Origin of the sequence: Grimontia sp. SpTr1 (genome assembly GCF_947387585.1) — a bacterium.
GTDB classification, from domain to species: domain Bacteria; phylum Pseudomonadota; class Gammaproteobacteria; order Enterobacterales; family Vibrionaceae; genus Enterovibrio; species Enterovibrio indicus.
In genome coordinates this window covers 15,877-33,183 of sequence record NZ_CANDOD010000008.1, presented here as the reverse complement: position 1 = coordinate 33,183, position 17,307 = coordinate 15,877, and the positions used below count along the sequence as shown (strand labels likewise).

14 protein-coding genes are annotated in these 17,307 nt (G+C 50.1%); 11 read left to right on the top strand and 3 right to left on the bottom strand.

Translation table 11 applies throughout. The annotated features are described in order from the left end of the window. The first annotated feature begins 104 nt into the window (after positions 1–104). The 8 genes from dctP (at position 105) to yjjX (ending at position 9,656) form a co-directional block, all read left to right on the top strand. Positions 105–2,216, top strand: coding sequence for a TRAP transporter substrate-binding protein DctP (gene dctP, locus QL223_RS12795; RefSeq protein WP_281544978.1), 2,112 nt, complete (start codon positions 105–107; stop codon positions 2,214–2,216). Further along, entirely contained in the window at positions 2,216–4,639 is a 2,424-nt protein-coding gene (locus QL223_RS12790; protein WP_281544977.1) for an ATP-binding protein, read from the top strand. Before dctP ends, QL223_RS12790 begins: the two co-directional genes overlap by 1 nt. Further along, complete coding sequence (locus QL223_RS12785) at positions 4,639–5,022, top strand: response regulator (RefSeq protein WP_002538913.1); 384 nt, start codon at positions 4,639–4,641, stop codon at positions 5,020–5,022. Before QL223_RS12790 ends, QL223_RS12785 begins: the two co-directional genes overlap by 1 nt. Next, positions 5,019–6,680: a diguanylate cyclase gene (locus tag QL223_RS12780; protein ID WP_281544976.1), complete on the top strand. Its 1,662-nt coding sequence runs from the start codon at positions 5,019–5,021 to the stop codon at positions 6,678–6,680. The genes QL223_RS12785 and QL223_RS12780 overlap by 4 nt, the downstream gene beginning before the upstream one ends. Before the next feature lie 112 nt (positions 6,681–6,792). Next, positions 6,793–7,455: a spondin domain-containing protein gene (locus QL223_RS12775; protein ID WP_281544975.1), complete on the top strand. Its 663-nt coding sequence runs from the start codon at positions 6,793–6,795 to the stop codon at positions 7,453–7,455. 12 nt (positions 7,456–7,467) lie between these two features. Further along, the gene (locus QL223_RS12770; protein WP_281544974.1) at positions 7,468–8,130 is read left to right on the top strand and encodes a spondin domain-containing protein; all 663 of its coding nucleotides are present in this window, start codon (positions 7,468–7,470) and stop codon (positions 8,128–8,130) included. Between the two features lie 135 nt (positions 8,131–8,265). Further along, entirely contained in the window at positions 8,266–9,111 is an 846-nt protein-coding gene (locus QL223_RS12765; protein ID WP_281544973.1) for a sterol desaturase family protein, read from the top strand. Positions 9,112–9,128: 17 nt separating this feature from the next. Further along, positions 9,129–9,656 (top strand): inosine/xanthosine triphosphatase, encoded by a 528-nt coding sequence (gene yjjX / locus QL223_RS12760; protein WP_281544972.1) that lies wholly within the window; start codon positions 9,129–9,131, stop codon positions 9,654–9,656. Between the two features lie 98 nt (positions 9,657–9,754). Here the strand turns inward: yjjX and trpR are convergent, their stop codons facing one another. Together trpR and sltY are read right to left on the bottom strand one after the other, a co-directional pair. Then, positions 9,755–10,048: a trp operon repressor gene (trpR, locus tag QL223_RS12755; protein ID WP_281545042.1), complete on the bottom strand. Its 294-nt coding sequence runs from the start codon at positions 10,046–10,048 to the stop codon at positions 9,755–9,757. 76 nt (positions 10,049–10,124) lie between these two features. Next, on the bottom strand, positions 10,125–12,050 hold the full coding sequence (sltY, locus tag QL223_RS12750; protein ID WP_281544971.1) for a murein transglycosylase: 1,926 nt from the start codon (positions 12,048–12,050) through the stop codon (positions 10,125–10,127). A gap of 463 nt (positions 12,051–12,513) precedes the next feature. On the opposite strand from sltY, the gene ettA reads away from it, so the two are divergent. The 3 genes from ettA (at position 12,514) to QL223_RS12735 (ending at position 15,808) form a co-directional block, all read left to right on the top strand. Continuing rightward, on the top strand, positions 12,514–14,181 hold the full coding sequence (ettA, locus tag QL223_RS12745; protein WP_002538926.1) for an energy-dependent translational throttle protein EttA: 1,668 nt from the start codon (positions 12,514–12,516) through the stop codon (positions 14,179–14,181). Positions 14,182–14,357: 176 nt separating this feature from the next. Next, positions 14,358–14,729 carry a PilZ domain-containing protein gene (locus QL223_RS12740; protein ID WP_039850044.1) on the top strand — a complete coding sequence of 124 codons (372 nt, stop codon included), beginning with the start codon at positions 14,358–14,360 and terminating at the stop codon, positions 14,727–14,729. A 44-nt stretch (positions 14,730–14,773) separates the two neighbouring features. After that, the gene (locus QL223_RS12735; protein WP_281544970.1) at positions 14,774–15,808 is read left to right on the top strand and encodes a peptidoglycan DD-metalloendopeptidase family protein; all 1,035 of its coding nucleotides are present in this window, start codon (positions 14,774–14,776) and stop codon (positions 15,806–15,808) included. Positions 15,809–15,891: 83 nt separating this feature from the next. On the opposite strand, the gene radA is transcribed toward QL223_RS12735, so the two are convergent. Continuing rightward, the gene (gene radA, locus QL223_RS12730) at positions 15,892–17,271 is read right to left on the bottom strand and encodes a DNA repair protein RadA (protein ID WP_281544969.1); all 1,380 of its coding nucleotides are present in this window, start codon (positions 17,269–17,271) and stop codon (positions 15,892–15,894) included. Positions 17,272–17,307: the final 36 nt, after the last annotated feature.

Genomic DNA, 17,307 nt, shown 5'->3' with positions numbered 1-17,307 from the left:
GGCTGGTTTACCGCATTACGTTCATCACCCTCCCACTGGAAAAACACGTGTCTCATTCCTAATCTTTTATAAGGCATTGAAAGTCTTTTCGGGCGGGGAAAACAATGAGATACATCTTCATACTCACTGCGTTGTTGATGTTGTTGAATGGTTGCGACAGTCAGAATTCACCCAAAACAGATCACATGGAGGAAGCACCCACTCAGTCCCTAAAACTTGTTCTTTCAAGCCATGAGGGTAGTGCAAGCTCAGAAGCTGCGCAGTACTTTGCATCTTTGGTGAAAGAAAAATCCAAAGGTGAACTGACTGTCTCTACGTCGTTTAAGACGGACAACACCAGCGAACGGGAGTTGATTGCTTCCGTCCAAAATGGCGATGTGGACTTTGCCGTTATTTCCAGCTCCAAGATATCTTACCTTTCCCCTGCACTTGAGCTGTTTGATTTACCCTTTTTCTTTACCAACCAACAGCAGGTCAAGCAAGTTTACAGCAGTCCCACAGGCAGACAGTTACTCAGTAAACTCAACGAGGATGACATTCATGGAGTGGCATTCTGGGACGGAGGCTTCAAGCACCTTGTCACCACATTCCCTTTGGAAAGTGCCTCTCAATTTGATGGGCGTCGTTTCCGTGTCCCAGAAAGTACAACCATCCGCCAGCAATTCGCCTCGTGGAGCAGTCTAGCCATTCCCGTGTCCGATGAAATGCTCACTCAGGCCTTTACTAATGGCGACTTGGACGGTGAAGAGATCACACTCAGCCAGTTATCAGCACGAAGGATGACCGGACAAGATATTTACCTCACCCATCACGGTCACCAAACCCTGATACTGATTATGTCGCCGAAAACCAAAGCAAAACTCACCCAGTTACAAAAAGAGACCATCAAAAGCGCCGCCAATATCGCCACATCTTTCCAGTACGAAATCGCACGTCGAAAAGACAACATTGCGCTAGCAAACCTAAAAGAAGAAGGAATCACCCACAAACCAGCGACACCGTTATTGGATTGGATGAAGCAAGCTTCTTCGGGTGTTATGGAACAAAAAAGGATGTATATCGGCACTGCAATCATCGAACAGGTACTTCAAGGAAAAGAGAACTGGAGCCACCTTCACCCCGACAAACTCATCGTTGCACTAGATGCCGATATGATCGGTGGTTCGGCGATTTCAGGTTTATCTATTCGCCGTGGCATTGAGCTTGCTCTGGATGAAATAAACCAAAATGGTGGAGTGTTAGGTAAAGAGGTGAAGCTGGTTGTCAGAAACAACTCCATGGTTCCCTCGCGGGGTCTGGATAACATCAAAGTCTTCGCAACGTTGCCAAACCTTCTCGCGGTGTTTAGTGGTATCAGCAGCCCTGTCGTGCTGGCAGAGCTGGAATTACTCCATGAACACAAAATTCTCATGCTGGCTCCCTGGGCGGCAGCCACACCGATTGTCAGTAATGGTCAATCACCCAACTTCGTTTTCCGAGTCTCAGTCAGGGATGAATATGCTGCCCAGTTTTTGCTCGATGGTGCTCTGGGTGTTTCTGAAAAAGTCGGCTTCCTGCTGGTCAATAATGGCTGGGGAAGAAGCAATTTTGAAGGACTGACAAAGGAAATGGAAAAACGTTCGCTTGCTCCCGTTCACATGGAGTGGTTTGACTGGGGCGAGAAAAACATGGAAAACAAAGTTAAAAATCTCGTCCAAAAAGGCGTTGAATCCATCATTTTTGTCGGTAATTCTGTGGAAGGTGAAAAATTTGTCAGTCACTTAGCCAAGCATCCAAACCCACCGATTGTATTTTCACATTGGGGGATCACTGGTTCAGAGTTCGCCCACCGCTCTAAGCAAGCGCTCAAAGCCGTCGATCTTCGGGTCCTGCAAACCTTCACTTTCGTAGAAAACGACACTCCCGCTGCCAAAGTGTTGACGCAGAAATATCATCAACGTTATGGCACCAGAGATGAGTCTGATATCTATGCCCCATCTGGCACCGCACATGCCTATGACCTGATGCACATGCTCGCTATTGCTGCAGAGAAAGCTGGTTCAGCCGACATGTCCGCTATCCAGAAAGAGCTGACTAAACTGGAACGATACGATGGGTTGATGAAGCAATATCTCTCTCCTTTCGGCCGGGGCATGCAAGACGCGCTGACCGCTGAGGATTATCTGTTTGCTTTCTATAAGGACGGGAGCCTTTACCCCCTTAAGAGTGATCGCTAATGGCATCAAAAACCAGTATTGCCACACGCTTTTCCAGACATCTGCTTTTACTGCTGGTTTCTTTCCTACTTGTCATCGTGGGCGCCACTACGATCATGGAAATGTTTCGTGTCGAGCGACAACTACAAAGCAAGCTCCATTCAGAAGCTTTCAATACGCTAAACCTACTTGATCTAGAACTGAAGACCCAGCAGCGGGCGGTTTCTCGTACAGCGCAAAGCCAGCTTTCCATTAATAGCCTAATTAATATTGGCAGCGGACAATATTACTTCCACCACGCGTTGGAAGATCTCACGCTATATACCGCCATCGAAGACGCGTTGCTTTTTGACTATGTCGGGAATGCACTCGATGAGAGAGAAGAAGATGTTAGATGGTATAGCCCTAAGCTAGTGACAGAAACGCTGACCTCAGGTCGTGGACACGTCAAATTCATCAACGGAAGCTTCTATATTATCGAGCCCATTAGTTATTACTACGCCGTTCAGGGCGGCATCATTGCAAAAATTAATCTGGACAAACTCACTGAGGGCGCGCTGGCAAACCTTAGCCATAACTATGCTCTCAAGATCCATCAAAAGTGGGGATATACAGAAGGTAACCTCGATTCTCTGGGTATCCGAGTATCAATGCAGCCTACTCAAAACATGTTAATCAGCAAGTTCGACATATCCGTCACGATGAACGAGCCTTATATTTCCATGCTTGGAGAGGTTACCCCCTGGCTGACGAATTTCAGTATCCTGGCGCTCATCGCCATGATACCTCTAGTGATCATTACCCGTCGTCTCGGAAAAAAAATGGCCACCCCCATTGTTGCACTTTCTAACGAAGTTAAAGCAGGAAAATACCCGATTACTACCTCTGCCTCTGATGAGGAATTGAGTACCCTCGCTGAAGCTTTTAACCATACCACTCGGGAAATTAACCGGATCAACGAGCTTAACATCCAAGAAGAGCGTCAATCTGGGCAAAGCCAAATCATTGCCATCGTAGACACAGTTATCGATGCCATCATAACGATCAACACCAAAGGCTATATCGCCACGTTCAACCCCGCAGCAGAAAGGCTTTTTGGCTACAGCGTTGCGGAAGTGGTGGGTGAAAAAATCAATATATTAATGCCACAGCACTTTGCTAGAGAGCATGATGCTTATCTTCATAATTATCTCTCCGGTAAGGAAGCCCGAATGATCGGCGTGGGAAGAGAGGTCGTCGGCCGCCGTAAAGACGGCACAACCTTCCCGGCTGAACTCTCAGTAAGCCCCATGCGTGTGTCAGGACAACAAATGTTTACTGGCATCATCCGTGACATCACTTCACGGAAACAAGATGAGGCGATGAAGAACGAGTTTGTGGCTACTGTGAGCCACGAGCTTCGTACACCTTTAACATCAATACGTGGTGCTCTCGGATTGATCCTCGGAAAATTTGCCGATGAATTGCCTCCAAAAACGCAGAAAATGCTCTCCCTCGCACTCAGAAACTGTGAACGCCTGACTCTGCTTATTAACGATATTCTGGATATCGAAAAGCTAGAGTCCGATCAAATGGTGTACAGCTTCCACCGAAATAATCTCTACAGCATCATCACCCGTTCGTTAGAAGACAACGAAGGATATGCACGCCAACACAAGGTCTCGTTATCGTTTCATGCCGACATTGAAAATGCCTATATCAATGCCGATTCGACAAGGCTTCAGCAGGTGATGGCGAACCTGCTTTCCAATGCAATTAAATACTCCAGCGCCGGAAGTACCGTGACCGTTTCTCTCTATCTTCAAGGCAAAGCCTATCGGGTAGAAGTGACAGATACCGGTGCAGGTATTCCCGCTGAGTTTCATCAGCAACTCTTCGAACGTTTTTCCCAGGCAGATAGCTCTGATACCCGCCAAGTCGGAGGGACTGGCCTCGGGCTTGCGATTACCAAGTCCATCATTGAAGCCCATAAAGGTAACATCGACTTTTTCTCCACACTTGGTGAGGGTTCGACCTTCTTCTTCAGCCTTCCTAGCGACAGTGCACAACCAAACAATCAACGACTCCAAAGCGGCAGACTCTCTGCCTTTCAAATGCTGTTTGTGGGATCTGATGATCAGCTAGTTGGCGAACTCAGGAATCAGTTCTACCCCGAGTGCGAAATATCAACGGCAGAATCGGTATCGCGAGCCAATCTGGCGTTAGGCCAGCAACCCTTTGAGCTGGCGTTGGTGGAGTACCCCTTCCCAGAGGCTCTGGATAAGCTGATGGATCAACTCAGTCGTCGCCATATCCCCGTTGTTCTGCTCACCCACGGGGAACAGGATGTGCCCGATCTCGGTATCGTGATCGCCGCCCATAGTATTGATACTCTGAACATCAACGGTCTTAAATCTGAACTGCGTCTTATACTTAAGAAAGAGTTTCCTAGAGAGGCGATGTGATGGATAAGCCAATTACCGTACTTTACGTTGAAGATGATGAAGATATACGTGATGTGGCAGAGCTCGCACTGGAAGGTGACGACTTTATCCTCTTGTCATGTGAGTGTGGCGATGTGGCGCTCGAAAAAGCCGCGTTATCAAGCCCTGATCTATTGCTGTTGGATGTGATGATGCCAGACATGGATGGTCCCACCACGCTCAAACGGTTAAGAACCATGCCACACCTTGAAAGTACACCCGCTATCTTTATGACCGCCAAGGTTCAGCCTGCAGAAGTGAAAGCGTATCACGAGTATGGCGCCATCGGGGTCATCAGCAAACCTTTCGACCCCATGTTACTGGCAGATGAAATCATGAAATTAATGGAAGGGCGCCGTGTATGAGACCCTCGCAAGTCAAAAAGTTTCAGGAGCAACAGGCAAAATTCGCCAAGAGCGTCATCAATCGTACAGAGCGGATAAAAACGCTTTGGAGCAAGATCCAAGCCCAGAAAGCGTCAGATTGTTGTGAGCTGGAAGAACTGGTAATGGAAGCCCATAAACTCGCCGGCACAGCGACAACGCTGGGCTTTGTCGATCTTGGAGAATGCGGCCGTGACATTGAAGTATTACTGAAACCGCACATTGAGAACAAAACGCTGCCCATCGGTGATGAAGATATAGAACGCCTGATTTCAGGCATTGACGATATCGCCAAAATCGAACCCAAACGCCCTGATGATTTAACATACGGTGAAGTAACCTTACTTCACGAGCAAGACCGTACCAAGCAACTGGTTTACGTGGTTGCAGAAAATCCTGAAAATGCCACCGAAATGGTCGAACAACTTCAGTATATCGATTACGAAGTGGCAATGTTCGCAACAGCTCCCGAACTTAAAGTCGCTCTCGATCAAGAGGCACCTTCGGTACTGATTGTTGACCTTGATGACTTTAAACTCCTTGATGAAATCACCAAAGTCTGGCGTAAAAACAGCGGAATCCCTTTGGTCGTGCTGAGTGCAACAGAATGCTGGGAAAGTCGCCTGCGTGCCGCCAAAGCTGGTGCGTTTACCTTCTTCCACAAACCCGTTGAGTATGACGATATCCTCGGTTTACTCGACTCCCTCTGGGAAACCAACAACGCTCAATACCGGGTATTGATCGTCGAAGATGACCGAACCCTTGCTGAGCACTACTCAATTGTGCTGCAAGGCGCAGGTATGAAAACCTGCATAGTAGACAGTCCAGATCACCTGCTCGATGAGTTGGGCGAATTTCACCCTGATCTGGTGTTAATGGACCTCTACATGCCAAATTGTTCAGGTGTTGAAGCGGCCAGTGTGATACGCCAACATGCGGCGCACACCAATGTGCCTATCGTGTACCTTTCCGGCGAAACCGATCTTAAGCTTCAAATGAAAGCGCTTCAGGTCGGCGCGGATGATTTTCTGACTAAGCCGATTAACGACTTACACCTGACACAGGCTGTCTCCATTCGTGCCCGCCGTTTTCGAGCGCTAAGCGCCATGATGGACAGAGACAGTCTGACCGGATTGCTCAATCACTCCAACCTGAAAATGGCGCTGGAGCGAGAGCTTTCCCGCGCCAGACGTCATAAGTCTCCCGTCAGTTTTGTGATGATTGATATCGACCACTTCAAATCCATCAATGACAAGTACGGTCACCCTGTCGGTGACAAGGTCATCAAGGGTGTCGCGCGCTTACTCAATTACCGCTTCCGCAAAACTGATACCAGCGCCCGCTATGGCGGTGAAGAATTCGCGCTGATCCTGCCCGACACGCCCGCTGATATCGCGCTCAGGTTGATTGACGAATTCCGCAGTACGTTCGCCAAAACGCCGTTTTCAAACGGCCCCGAAACATTCACTGCCACCTTGAGTGCGGGCATCGCGACATTTCCCGAGTTTGATTCTATTGAGGGTCTTATCGAAGTGGCCGACTCTTCACTCTATCTGGCAAAAGAGCGGGGAAGAAACCGTGTGGTAACCCACGTTGAGCTTGGGAACAGTGACGACCCTCAGGAGAAAAACACCGCGTAACACTCTGATAGTATTTCATTAGGCCTTTGTGAGAGTTTTGAGAGAAATCCGCGAAGGCTTCGCCATTTTTTCGCGCCATGCTTTGAAGAATTCAACGCACAGGGAGCGAAAAATGAAAACCTTACTTCTCAGCATGGCAATGGGCGCAGCATTCACCGCGCAGGCCGCCAACGTCGATGTTAAAATCACCAATGCCACCGATGGCATTTATTTCACCCCACTGATCGTTGCTGCTCACAGCCCGGACGCGTATCTGTTCCGCACCGGCGAAGCAGCATCTGCTGATGTTGAAGCTATGGCAGAAGGTGGCGATATTTCTGGTCTGGTTGCGCTGGCTGAAGGTGTGGGCGCTGATGTACAAGCCAACCCGGCAGAAGGCATTCTGGATCCAGGCGCATCTACTTCCACCACGCTTTACGCAAATCATGGCGATGTGCTTTCTATCGCTGCGATGTTGCTACCTTCTAACGATGCATTTATCGGTGTAGACAGCTGGAAAATCCCAAAGAAAAAAGGCACCTATGTCATCAAAGCCAACGGCTATGACGCAGGCACAGAAGCCAATGATGAGCTGGCAGGCAGTGTTCCTACGCCCCCTTTCATCACTTTTGGTGAAGGCGGCACGGGCGTAGATACCGAAGTAGCAAACAGCACCGTTCACATTCACCCGGGTAACCTCGGTGACACCGATGCGACAGGTGGCCTGAGCGACTTCGACAGCACCAAACACCGTTGGCTCAACCCAGTTGCCATCATCACCGTCACCGTTTACTAAGGAGGGCGTAGTATGTATCGCTTTGCTCTCATCGTCGCAGCTGCGCTGGCACTGGCTGGGTGTCCTTTGCAAAAGGAATACACGGTCACCGTAGAAAACCTGACGGATGCGCAACCTATGTCTCCGGTCGCGCTGCTAACTCACAGCAAAACCAACACCTTGTTTGAAGTTGGCCAACCGGTTTCTGTCGCACTGGAAAAACTGGCGGAAGGTGGTGATAACAGCGAAGTTCTTGCTTATGAAGAACTTCGCCACGTGGAAGATGCTCTCTCGGGTGCATCGCCGCTTCCTCCGGGCGCATCAGAAAGCTTCACTGTGCAGCTGAATCGCAAGAAGACACGTTACCTTTCTGTGGCATCAATGCTGGTCAATACCAACGATGCGATCGTCGCCGAGTCTGATATCGACCTACGTAAACTGCGTCCAGGTCAAAGCATCACCATCACATTGCCAGTGTGGGATGCCGGCACAGAAGCTAACTCGGAAACCCAAGGCACCATTCCTGGGCCCGCTGCAGGTGGAGAAGGCTTCAATGCTGCGCGCGATGATGTAGACCGTCTGCGCATTCACCCTGGCGTGCTGTCGGCTGATGAGGGGTTAGAAGGTTCAGCATTGAATTACCGTCACCGGTTCCTGAACCCAGGCGCGAAAGTCACCATCAAACGGGTTTGGTGATTCGTCCCCACCAAAGTACAAACGGGCACTCTTAGAAGTGCCCGTTTTTCTTTCCTGTCACGTATCTATACCCAAACCGAAGGTGTTTAGGGATGTGTTAAGCTGTTCGAAAGGATTATTCATGCGGGAGTGTCAGTGCTGAGTTTTATCGAATCACAGGAAAGTATTTTCCGTCTGCTGACTTTTTTTTCCATTTTCGGCGTCATGGCAGCAGCGGAATGGCTGTTCCCAAAGCGAATTCTGACGGTCAGCAAAGCGAAACGATGGCTGAATAACGTTGCCCTCATGATGCTTAACACAGTGCTGCTGCGCGCTATTTTCCCTCTCGCCGCGGCGGGTTTCGCCGCTTGGTGTGCCCATGAAGGAATCGGTTTGTTCAATGTGTTTGATTCACCACTTTGGCTGTCGGTGGTCCTCAGCATTGTCCTTCTTGACGGTATCATCTGGTTTCAGCACAAACTCTTTCACACTGTTCCTTTGCTTTGGCGTTTGCACGCGGTTCATCATGCTGATCGGGATTTAGATGTCACCTCCGGCGCCCGCTTCCATCCGATTGAAATTCTGCTTTCCATGCTGATCAAATTTGCTGCCATTACGCTGTTAGGCGTGCCGGTAGTTGCCGTGATTTTGTTTGAAGTGATACTCAGCGGTATGGCGCTGTTTAATCACAGTAACGTGGCCATTCCCTTGTCGATAGACCGTTGGTTACGCAAAGTGGTGGTGACGCCGGACATGCACCGCGTGCATCACTCTATTCACCGCTACGAAAGTGATTCGAACTTCGGCTTTAATCTTGCTATCTGGGACCGGCTGTTCAACACTTACCGCGCGCAACCCGAGGAAGGCCATTACGGCATGACCATTGGCATTAAAAGCCAACGGGAAGAAAAGCATGTGGTGTGGCTAACAGGTCTACTGGCCTTGCCATTTCGCTTATTTAAACGCGCACCAGAGAACAAACAGCATAATAATTCCCTCTGATTCAGGACTGGATGCCCATGACTAAAGTGATCGTCACTTCGCTTAACCCTGCCAAAATTGCCGCTGTTGAAGCTGCCTTCAAAGAAGTATTTCCTAACAATGATATGACATTTGAAGGTGTGTCTGTTGCCAGCGGTGTACCGGATCAACCCATGACCAGCGAGGAAACGCTGGCAGGCGCCAGAAACCGCGTCCATAACGCTAAAAAGGTGGTTGATGGTAATTTCTATGTGGGCGTGGAAGCTGGGCTTGACGCTCCTTACACCTTTGCCTGGATGGTAGTAGAGTCTGCCAATCGTATCGGTGAATCACGCTCTGCATCCGTGCCTTTGCCACCCGCCGCACTAAACATGCTGGAAGAAGGCAAAGAGCTGGGCGATGTGATGGATGAAATGTTCAATGAGCAAAACGTGAAGCAGAAAGGCGGGGCGATTGGCATGCTGACCGGGCATCTGCTGACAAGAAGCTCGGTCTATCATCAGGCTCTGATCCTCGCCTTAATTCCGTTTATAAATCCGGAGTTGTTTCCGACGGAAGAGCACTGAAAATATCTAGGGTCCTAGGTCCTAGGACCGCATACGACATTAAATAAAAAAGCGGCACTGCTAATAGACAGTTGCCGCACTTTTTCTTTTCCTGATCGTTACTTATCTAAGAGTTCAAGCAACCACTGCTTTTGCGCATCATCCAGTTGCTTCAATTCGTTAGAGCCACGGGTGATGGTAGCAATGCCTACGCCAAGCATCTGACTGAGTTGTCGCTGGCTCACCTCACCTTTTAACAACTCGTTGAGAATATTGACCCGGGCAATCAGCGCGCTGCGCTCGTCGGGCGTCAGCAACATCTTCAAGAGATTAGCTTCGTCCCCGTTGTCACTTGCTCTGTGGATCAAATCCAGCACATCTTGCCAGTCAGAATATTCCGGCGTCGCTTTCATGGTCACCTCGTAGAAATCGGTACTAATAACGCCGTCATTATACTCCAAGTCTCTCTGTTTCTTAGACAATCATGACTCAATAGCGACGATTAGACTCACTTTCTGTCAGGAACTGTAGTGGTTGACCCAGTAACTTACGGTAGTAGATGTCGTACATCAGCACGTTCTGCACGTAACCTCGCGTCTCCCGGAAAGGAATGGCTTCGATAAACGCAATGGCATCCAGATTCCCATCAGACTTCTCCAACCAGCGAGTGGCACGGTGAGGACCTGCGTTGTAACCGGCGAACGCCAGGATGCGGTTTTCATCAAACTGATCCAGCAACATACGAAGGTACCCACTGCCTAAACGGATATTGATACCCGGATCGTTCAGTGTGCTCTTACCCAGATAACGGAAACCCAGCTTCTTCGACGTTTCCTTCGCCGTCGCCGGCATGAGCTGCATTAAACCACGTGCGCCAACAGGCGATACCGCGCGGGTGTAGAAGGCACTCTCCTGACGCGACAAAGCCAGCAAAGTCGTCAGTGGAAGTTCACGCTCTTTACTGAAAAACTCAAACCACCAGCGATGCGCCACTGGGAAGCGGTATTCCAGGTGCCCCCAGAGCTTCCCGGCGATCGTTGCCTGCACAGACAGGTGATACCACTTTTGGTCTGACGCATACGCCGCAAGGTTAGCTTTCTGATCCCTGTCTGCATTGCGGAGGATGTATTGCCATTCGCGTTTCGCGGCGGTGATTTTATCCAGCGCCAGCAGCTCATCGACGCGCTTCAAGGCTTTGTTGAAAGGCGCTAATGCTCCCGGATTAAGCGGTGTGGTTTGATAAGGGATATCAATCGGTTTACCCAATTCGTCTGCGGCCGCAACACTGTAGAAGTTACGCTCCCCAATCATGGATTCAAAAATCGCGTTGGCTTCAGCTGTCTTACCCGCCTCTTTCAGCACACGGGCTCGCCAGTATTTCCACTTCAGCGAGTCACGCTCCTTTTCAGACATCACATCAATCCAGCGGCCGACGTCTTTCCAATCCGCTTCCACTATGCTCATGCGCACACGGCGCTCCAGAAGCGACTGATTCACTGACTGCTTAAGCTGCTTATCACGCCAAGCGGCAAGGGATGCATCTTCCGTCGACATCAAACGACCAGCAAGATAGTCCGCCATCTCCTGACGTTCATGCTTGTCGTAATGCTGACCTTCAACCGTGCGTTTGAACTGTTTCACGGCTTCTTCAGAATTACTGCGCGCAAGGCGCTCAAAGGCTATGCGGGCCAGGTGTCGGTTAAACGTGGTGACTTTGCTTTTTTTGGAGAAATCTGCCACGCCTTGAGGCTTGTTATAAAGCGCCAGGACTTCTTTGGCCTGACGTTTGGCGTGAGTAGTCGTTAGTTGCTTCTGAAGATAGGTCATCAAGGATTTGTTGCGGTTATCAAATGCCAGCAACATGCGCTCAAGCACCAGGTTATCCTTCAGCTTGCCATTAGCTTCAAGGTAATCAAACAGCTTGTCGCACGCCCTATCGACAGAGGATCCGGACAGGTACAAGGATTTGGCACCAGACAAAGCCAGTGCTTTGTCGCCTGCCTTGCTGTGTGCATAGTAGTAGTTACATTGGTAACTCTCGCCGCGCGGCACAGTCTGCTGAAAAGCCACCAGCTGCGACCACTTACCTTGTGAGGCCAATGCACTGAGGTGGCGCGCCCGAACAGTGCCAGTGAAAGGCAGATCTTCATATTTTTTAAGAAATGCATTCACTTCGTTGGTGCTGGCGCCATTGATATCACGCATAAAGTCGCGATAGTCGAGATAAGGATAAAGCGGATAATCCTTCACGTTTGATTTGAGGCGCGAAAACGTCGCCATGTCGTTGCGTTCAATCGCAGCAATGGCTTTTTCGTAACGGGTACGTTGCTCGTCGATCGTGAGTGCATTAGCAGGTAAAACACTGCCAAGCAGGAGCGCCATGCCAAGAGGCGCTACGAGATTAAATCTATCCACTGACTTATTATACGCTTTTGTAATTATTGATTTTTTACTTAGTAGCATTCAGATGCTTCTCCCTGGCGCACTTAGCTTTAAGCTTATACCCAATCCATCGAATGAGATGGAAAATCAGGCCTGTTGCACCTTCTTCTATATATCAAACTCCCTGACCTCCCGCTGCAAAGAAACTGTTACTGAAAACAACAAACGGGAGCTCGGGCACGTGAGACGGAAGCATGCCTCTCTTTCTTTTGTTTTTCCCAACAACAAATGGTTCCCAAAACTATACTCTGACCAGCTCAAAGTCTGACCTTGAAGCGGTTTGAGACCTAAGGTCTGTTGATCTTTGATGATGACTTTTGCAGCAAAATTTAATCAACAAAGGTCAACAGACCCTTGGGTTGTTACAATGCATCAACGAAGCAGGTAGAATATCCGGCTAATCATTTCCATTTAGTGACAAGAGAACGCGAGCAGAATGGCTGAGTACGTTTATACCATGTCGCGCGTTGGCAAAATCGTGCCACCGAAGCGTCAGATCCTGAAAGACATCTCTCTGTGCTTTTTCCCGGGTGCCAAAATCGGCGTATTGGGTCTAAACGGCGCAGGTAAATCCACCCTTCTACGCATCATGGCGGGTATCGATACCGATATCGAAGGTGAAGCGCGTGCACAACCTGGCATCAAAGTGGGTTACCTGCCTCAGGAACCAAAACTGGATGAAGACAAGACGGTTCGTGAAACTGTGGAAGAAGCGGTTTCTGACGTGGTTGATGCCCTGTCTCGTCTTGATGCTGTTTACGCCGCTTATGCAGAACCAGATGCAGACTTCGACGCGCTGGCAAAAGAGCAAGGCGAACTGGAAGCGCTGATCCAGGCAAAAGACGGTCACAATCTTGATAACGCCCTTGAGCGTGCTGCGGATGCACTGCGTCTACCAGAGTGGGATGCGAAAATTAAGCACCTGTCTGGTGGTGAGCGCCGCCGTGTCGCTATCTGCCGTCTGCTGCTTGAGCGCCCAGACATGCTGCTGCTCGACGAACCAACGAACCACCTGGACGCAGAATCTGTGGGCTGGCTGGAACGCTTCCTGGTTGATTACAACGGCACTGTTGTGGCTATCACGCACGACCGTTACTTCCTAGATAACGCAGCGGGTTGGATTCTTGAACTTGACCGAGGTGAAGGTATTCCATGGGAAGGTAACTACACCTCTTGGCTGGAGCAAAAAGACGCGCGTCTGCAACAAGAAGCGTCATCTGAAAAAGCCCGTCAGAAGACCATCGAGAAAGAACTTGAGTGGGTTCGCCAGAATCCTAAAGGTCGTCAGGCAAAATCTAAAGCACGTATGGCGCGCTTTGAAGAGCTGAACACCACTGACTACCAACGCCGTAATGAGACCAACGAGCTGTTCATCCCACCGGGTCCACGCCTGGGTGACAAGGTTATCGAAGTGAATAACCTGACCAAGTCATTCGGTGACCGTGTTCTGATCGACGACCTGTCGTTCAGCGTGCCTAAAGGTGCGATTGTGGGCATCATCGGTGCCAACGGCGCAGGTAAATCTACTCTGTTCAAGATGCTGAGCGGCACCGAGCAGCCGGACAGCGGTTCTGTTGAAATGGGTGAAACCGTACAACTGGCGTCTGTCGATCAGTTCCGTGACAGCATGGACGACAACAACACGGTTTATCAGGAAATCTCTGAAGGTGCAGAAATCATCCGCATCAACAACTTCGAGATCCCTGCACGTGCTTACTGTTCGCGCTTTAACTTCAAAGGCAGCGATCAGCAAAAACGTATCGGTGACTTGTCAGGTGGTGAGCGTAACCGTGTTCACCTTGCGAAACTGCTGAAGGCAGGCGGTAACGTGCTGCTTCTCGACGAACCAACCAACGACCTGGACGTAGAAACTCTGCGTGCTCTGGAAGAAGCGCTGCTTGAGTTCCCTGGCTGTGCCATGGTTATCTCGCACGACCGTTGGTTCCTTGACCGTATCGCAACGCACATCCTGGATTACCGTGATGAAGGTCAGGTGAACTTCTTCGAAGGTAACTACGCAGAATACAGCGAGTGGCTAAAGCAAACGCTGGGCGCAGCGGCAGCACAACCACACCGCATCAAATACAAGCGCGTGACCAAGTAATCACCGCTTGATTGAAAAAGGGTCACGTCATGTGGCCCTTTTTTATGCGCGAAATCTAATCGTTATTTATTGATTCATTTATAAGACGCGCAGAACATCACGGAGACGAAACGTCGAAGTAGAGATATAACGCCGACTCTCCTACACTTGGTGTAAAAGGAATTGAGGACTTTTTGATGGCAGAACGTCGTAAATTTTCCCGCGTGGTGTACCGTACCCCGGCCACCATCACGCAAAATGGAAAAAGCTGGGAATCCAAAGTGCTGGATCTGTCACTGAAAGGGGCATTGCTGGCAACGCCAGAAGATTGGGAAGCCGGTAATGAAGCAGACTATGATGTGCGCTTCTGCCTCCAGGATACAGACATCGAGTTGGATATGGATCTGAAACTGATCCAGGAAAGTGGCGAGTACCTGCGCTTTCAAATCGACCATATTGATATCGACAGCGCGAGCCACCTGAAACGTCTGGTGGAATTGAACGTCGGTAACGATGATTTGCTTCATCGTGAATTAGCACAACTGACAGATCTGAAAGATACCGTATAATCACGGTGATGAATTTAAGCGCATATACATGAAGTAGTAGTAACATGCCCCACAACATTCGAATCGCCGTCTCCCATGCGAATGGATCACGTCACTATGTGCTCTCCCCTTCGCTCAAGAAAGTCCTGCTCACGCTGTTAGCCACACTCATCGTTGGCATCTTCGCCAGCATCGCGACCATTTATTATCTGAACCACCGTTCAACCACAGCGGAAGTGACGCTCAAGAGCATGACAGAACAAAGCTCTGAGCTTGTCGGTCAGCTTGAAGATCTCAAACAAAAACGCCAACAGCTAGAGCAACTGATCAACAACAAAGAAGAAGAATACGCCCAGATCATCGAAGACAAAGACAGCCAACTCAGCTATTTAACCCAGCGCGTTTCCACCGTTGAGGAAGTATTGGGGCTGGAAAAAGAAGGCGATGAATCTTTACCATTGGCTGAGCGATTGGATGTTGCAGCGATAAACTCTGCCGTGCGTGCCACCATGCTGCAACTCATTCCAAGCGGCAAACCGATTGAAAGCTACCGTCGCTCGTCAGGCTATGGCTCGCGTACCCACCCAGTGACTGGCAACAAGAAGTTCCACCTTGGTTTAGATTTAACTGCAGACATCGGCACACCGGTTTATGCTCCTGCCGATGGTGTCGTGGAATACAAACGCCCTAGCCGCAAGAAAGGCTACGGCAACATGCTGAAAATTGACCACGCCTTTGGCTTTATGACGCTGTACGCCCATCTCGATAAGTTCAATGTCAATACTGGCCAGTTCGTCAAAAAAGGTGACCTGATTGGTTGGTCAGGTAACACGGGCTTGTCTACTGGCCCACACCTTCATTATGAAGTGCGATTCTTAGGCCGCGCGTTGAACCCGAAACGCTTTATTGCCTGGACACCGGATAACTTTGAGTTCCTGTTCAAAGAGGAAGACAAAGTGAACTGGGCGAATCTGGTCGAGATCGTTGAGAGCATGGTATCAACCCAAGTGCAGCTGGCGGCGGATGCCGTAGCGCAGTCCGGTGCTGTCACAGCGAAAATCGAGGATGACACTCCAGTGACCATCGCAGCCGCGGATTAATCTTCGCCAGTCATGTAGAGACGTAAAAAAGGCGCCACGTCAATCGGGCGCCTTTTTCAGTTGAAGTGTCAAAAGTAGAGCTGTTAATCCATCTCATCCAACACAGTCAGCACTTCGGAAAGCTTATTCACCCCATACACCTTCATGCCCGGAATATCCTTTTTAGGTGCATTGGCCATTGGCACGACAGCGCGTTTAAAGCCATGCTTGAACGCTTCTGACAAACGCTCCTGACCGCTAGGAACAGGACGGATTTCACCGGCAAGACCGACTTCACCGAACACCACTAAATCGCGCGGCAATGGGCGATCACGGAAGCTGGAAATCAACGCCAGAAGCAGCGCCAAATCTGCACTGGTTTCTGTCACTTTCACGCCACCCACCACGTTGACGAACACATCCTGATCCGACATTTGCAGGCCGCCATGTTTGTGCAAAACAGCCAGCAGCAGCGCCAAGCGGTTTTGCTCAAGACCAACGGCAACGCGGCGTGGATTAGCCAGCTGGCTATAATCCACCAGCGCTTGAAGCTCAACGAGCAGCGGACGTGTCCCTTCCCATAGCACCATCACTGAACTGCCGGAAGTTGCTTCTTCACCACGTGATAGGAAAATCGCGGATGGGTTGCTGACTTCACGCAGCCCCTGTCCTGTCATGGCAAACACGCCGAGTTCATTGACCGCACCAAAGCGGTTTTTATGGCTGCGAAGGGTACGGAAACGGCTATCACTGGAGCCATCAAGCAATACCGAGCAGTCGATACAGTGCTCCAGCACCTTCGGGCCCGCGAGCGTGCCGTCTTTGGTCACGTGACCGACCATGAAGATAGCTACATTGTGCTGTTTAGCATAGCGGGTCAGGGCGGCAGCGGACTCACGCACCTGCGCGACACTGCCTGGGGCAGACGCAATATCTGCACAGTGCATAACCTGAATCGAGTCGATAACCATGATTTTTGGCTGCTCAGTGCGGGCAATCGAGCAAATGGTTTCAACGTTAGTTTCAGACAGCATTTTGAGGTTGTCTTTCGGCAGACCCAAGCGCTCGGCGCGCATTGCCACTTGCTGGAGCGACTCCTCTCCGGTGACATACAGCGTCGGCATCTGGCTTGCCAACCAGCACATGGTTTGCAGCAACAGCGTACTTTTACCCGCACCAGGGTTACCGCCAATCAGGATTGCCGCCCCCGGCACAATACCGCCACCCAGTACGCGGTCGAGTTCTTTAAAACCGCTGGTAAAGCGTGGCACTTCCTGAAGATCGATAGCAGAGAGCGTCTGAACTTTGGCTTCGGTTGCGCCCGCATAGCCCGCATATTTCTCAGTGCGCGCCACCGTCGGAGAGGCAGCCAAACGTACTTCAGTGATGGTGTTCCACGACCCACAGGCAGTGCATTGTCCCTGCCAGCGCGGATAGTCTGCGCCACAGTCGTTACACACATAAGCACGTTTTGTTTTCGCCATGATTGCTCCTGTTACCAATGCTTACATGTCTTGCAT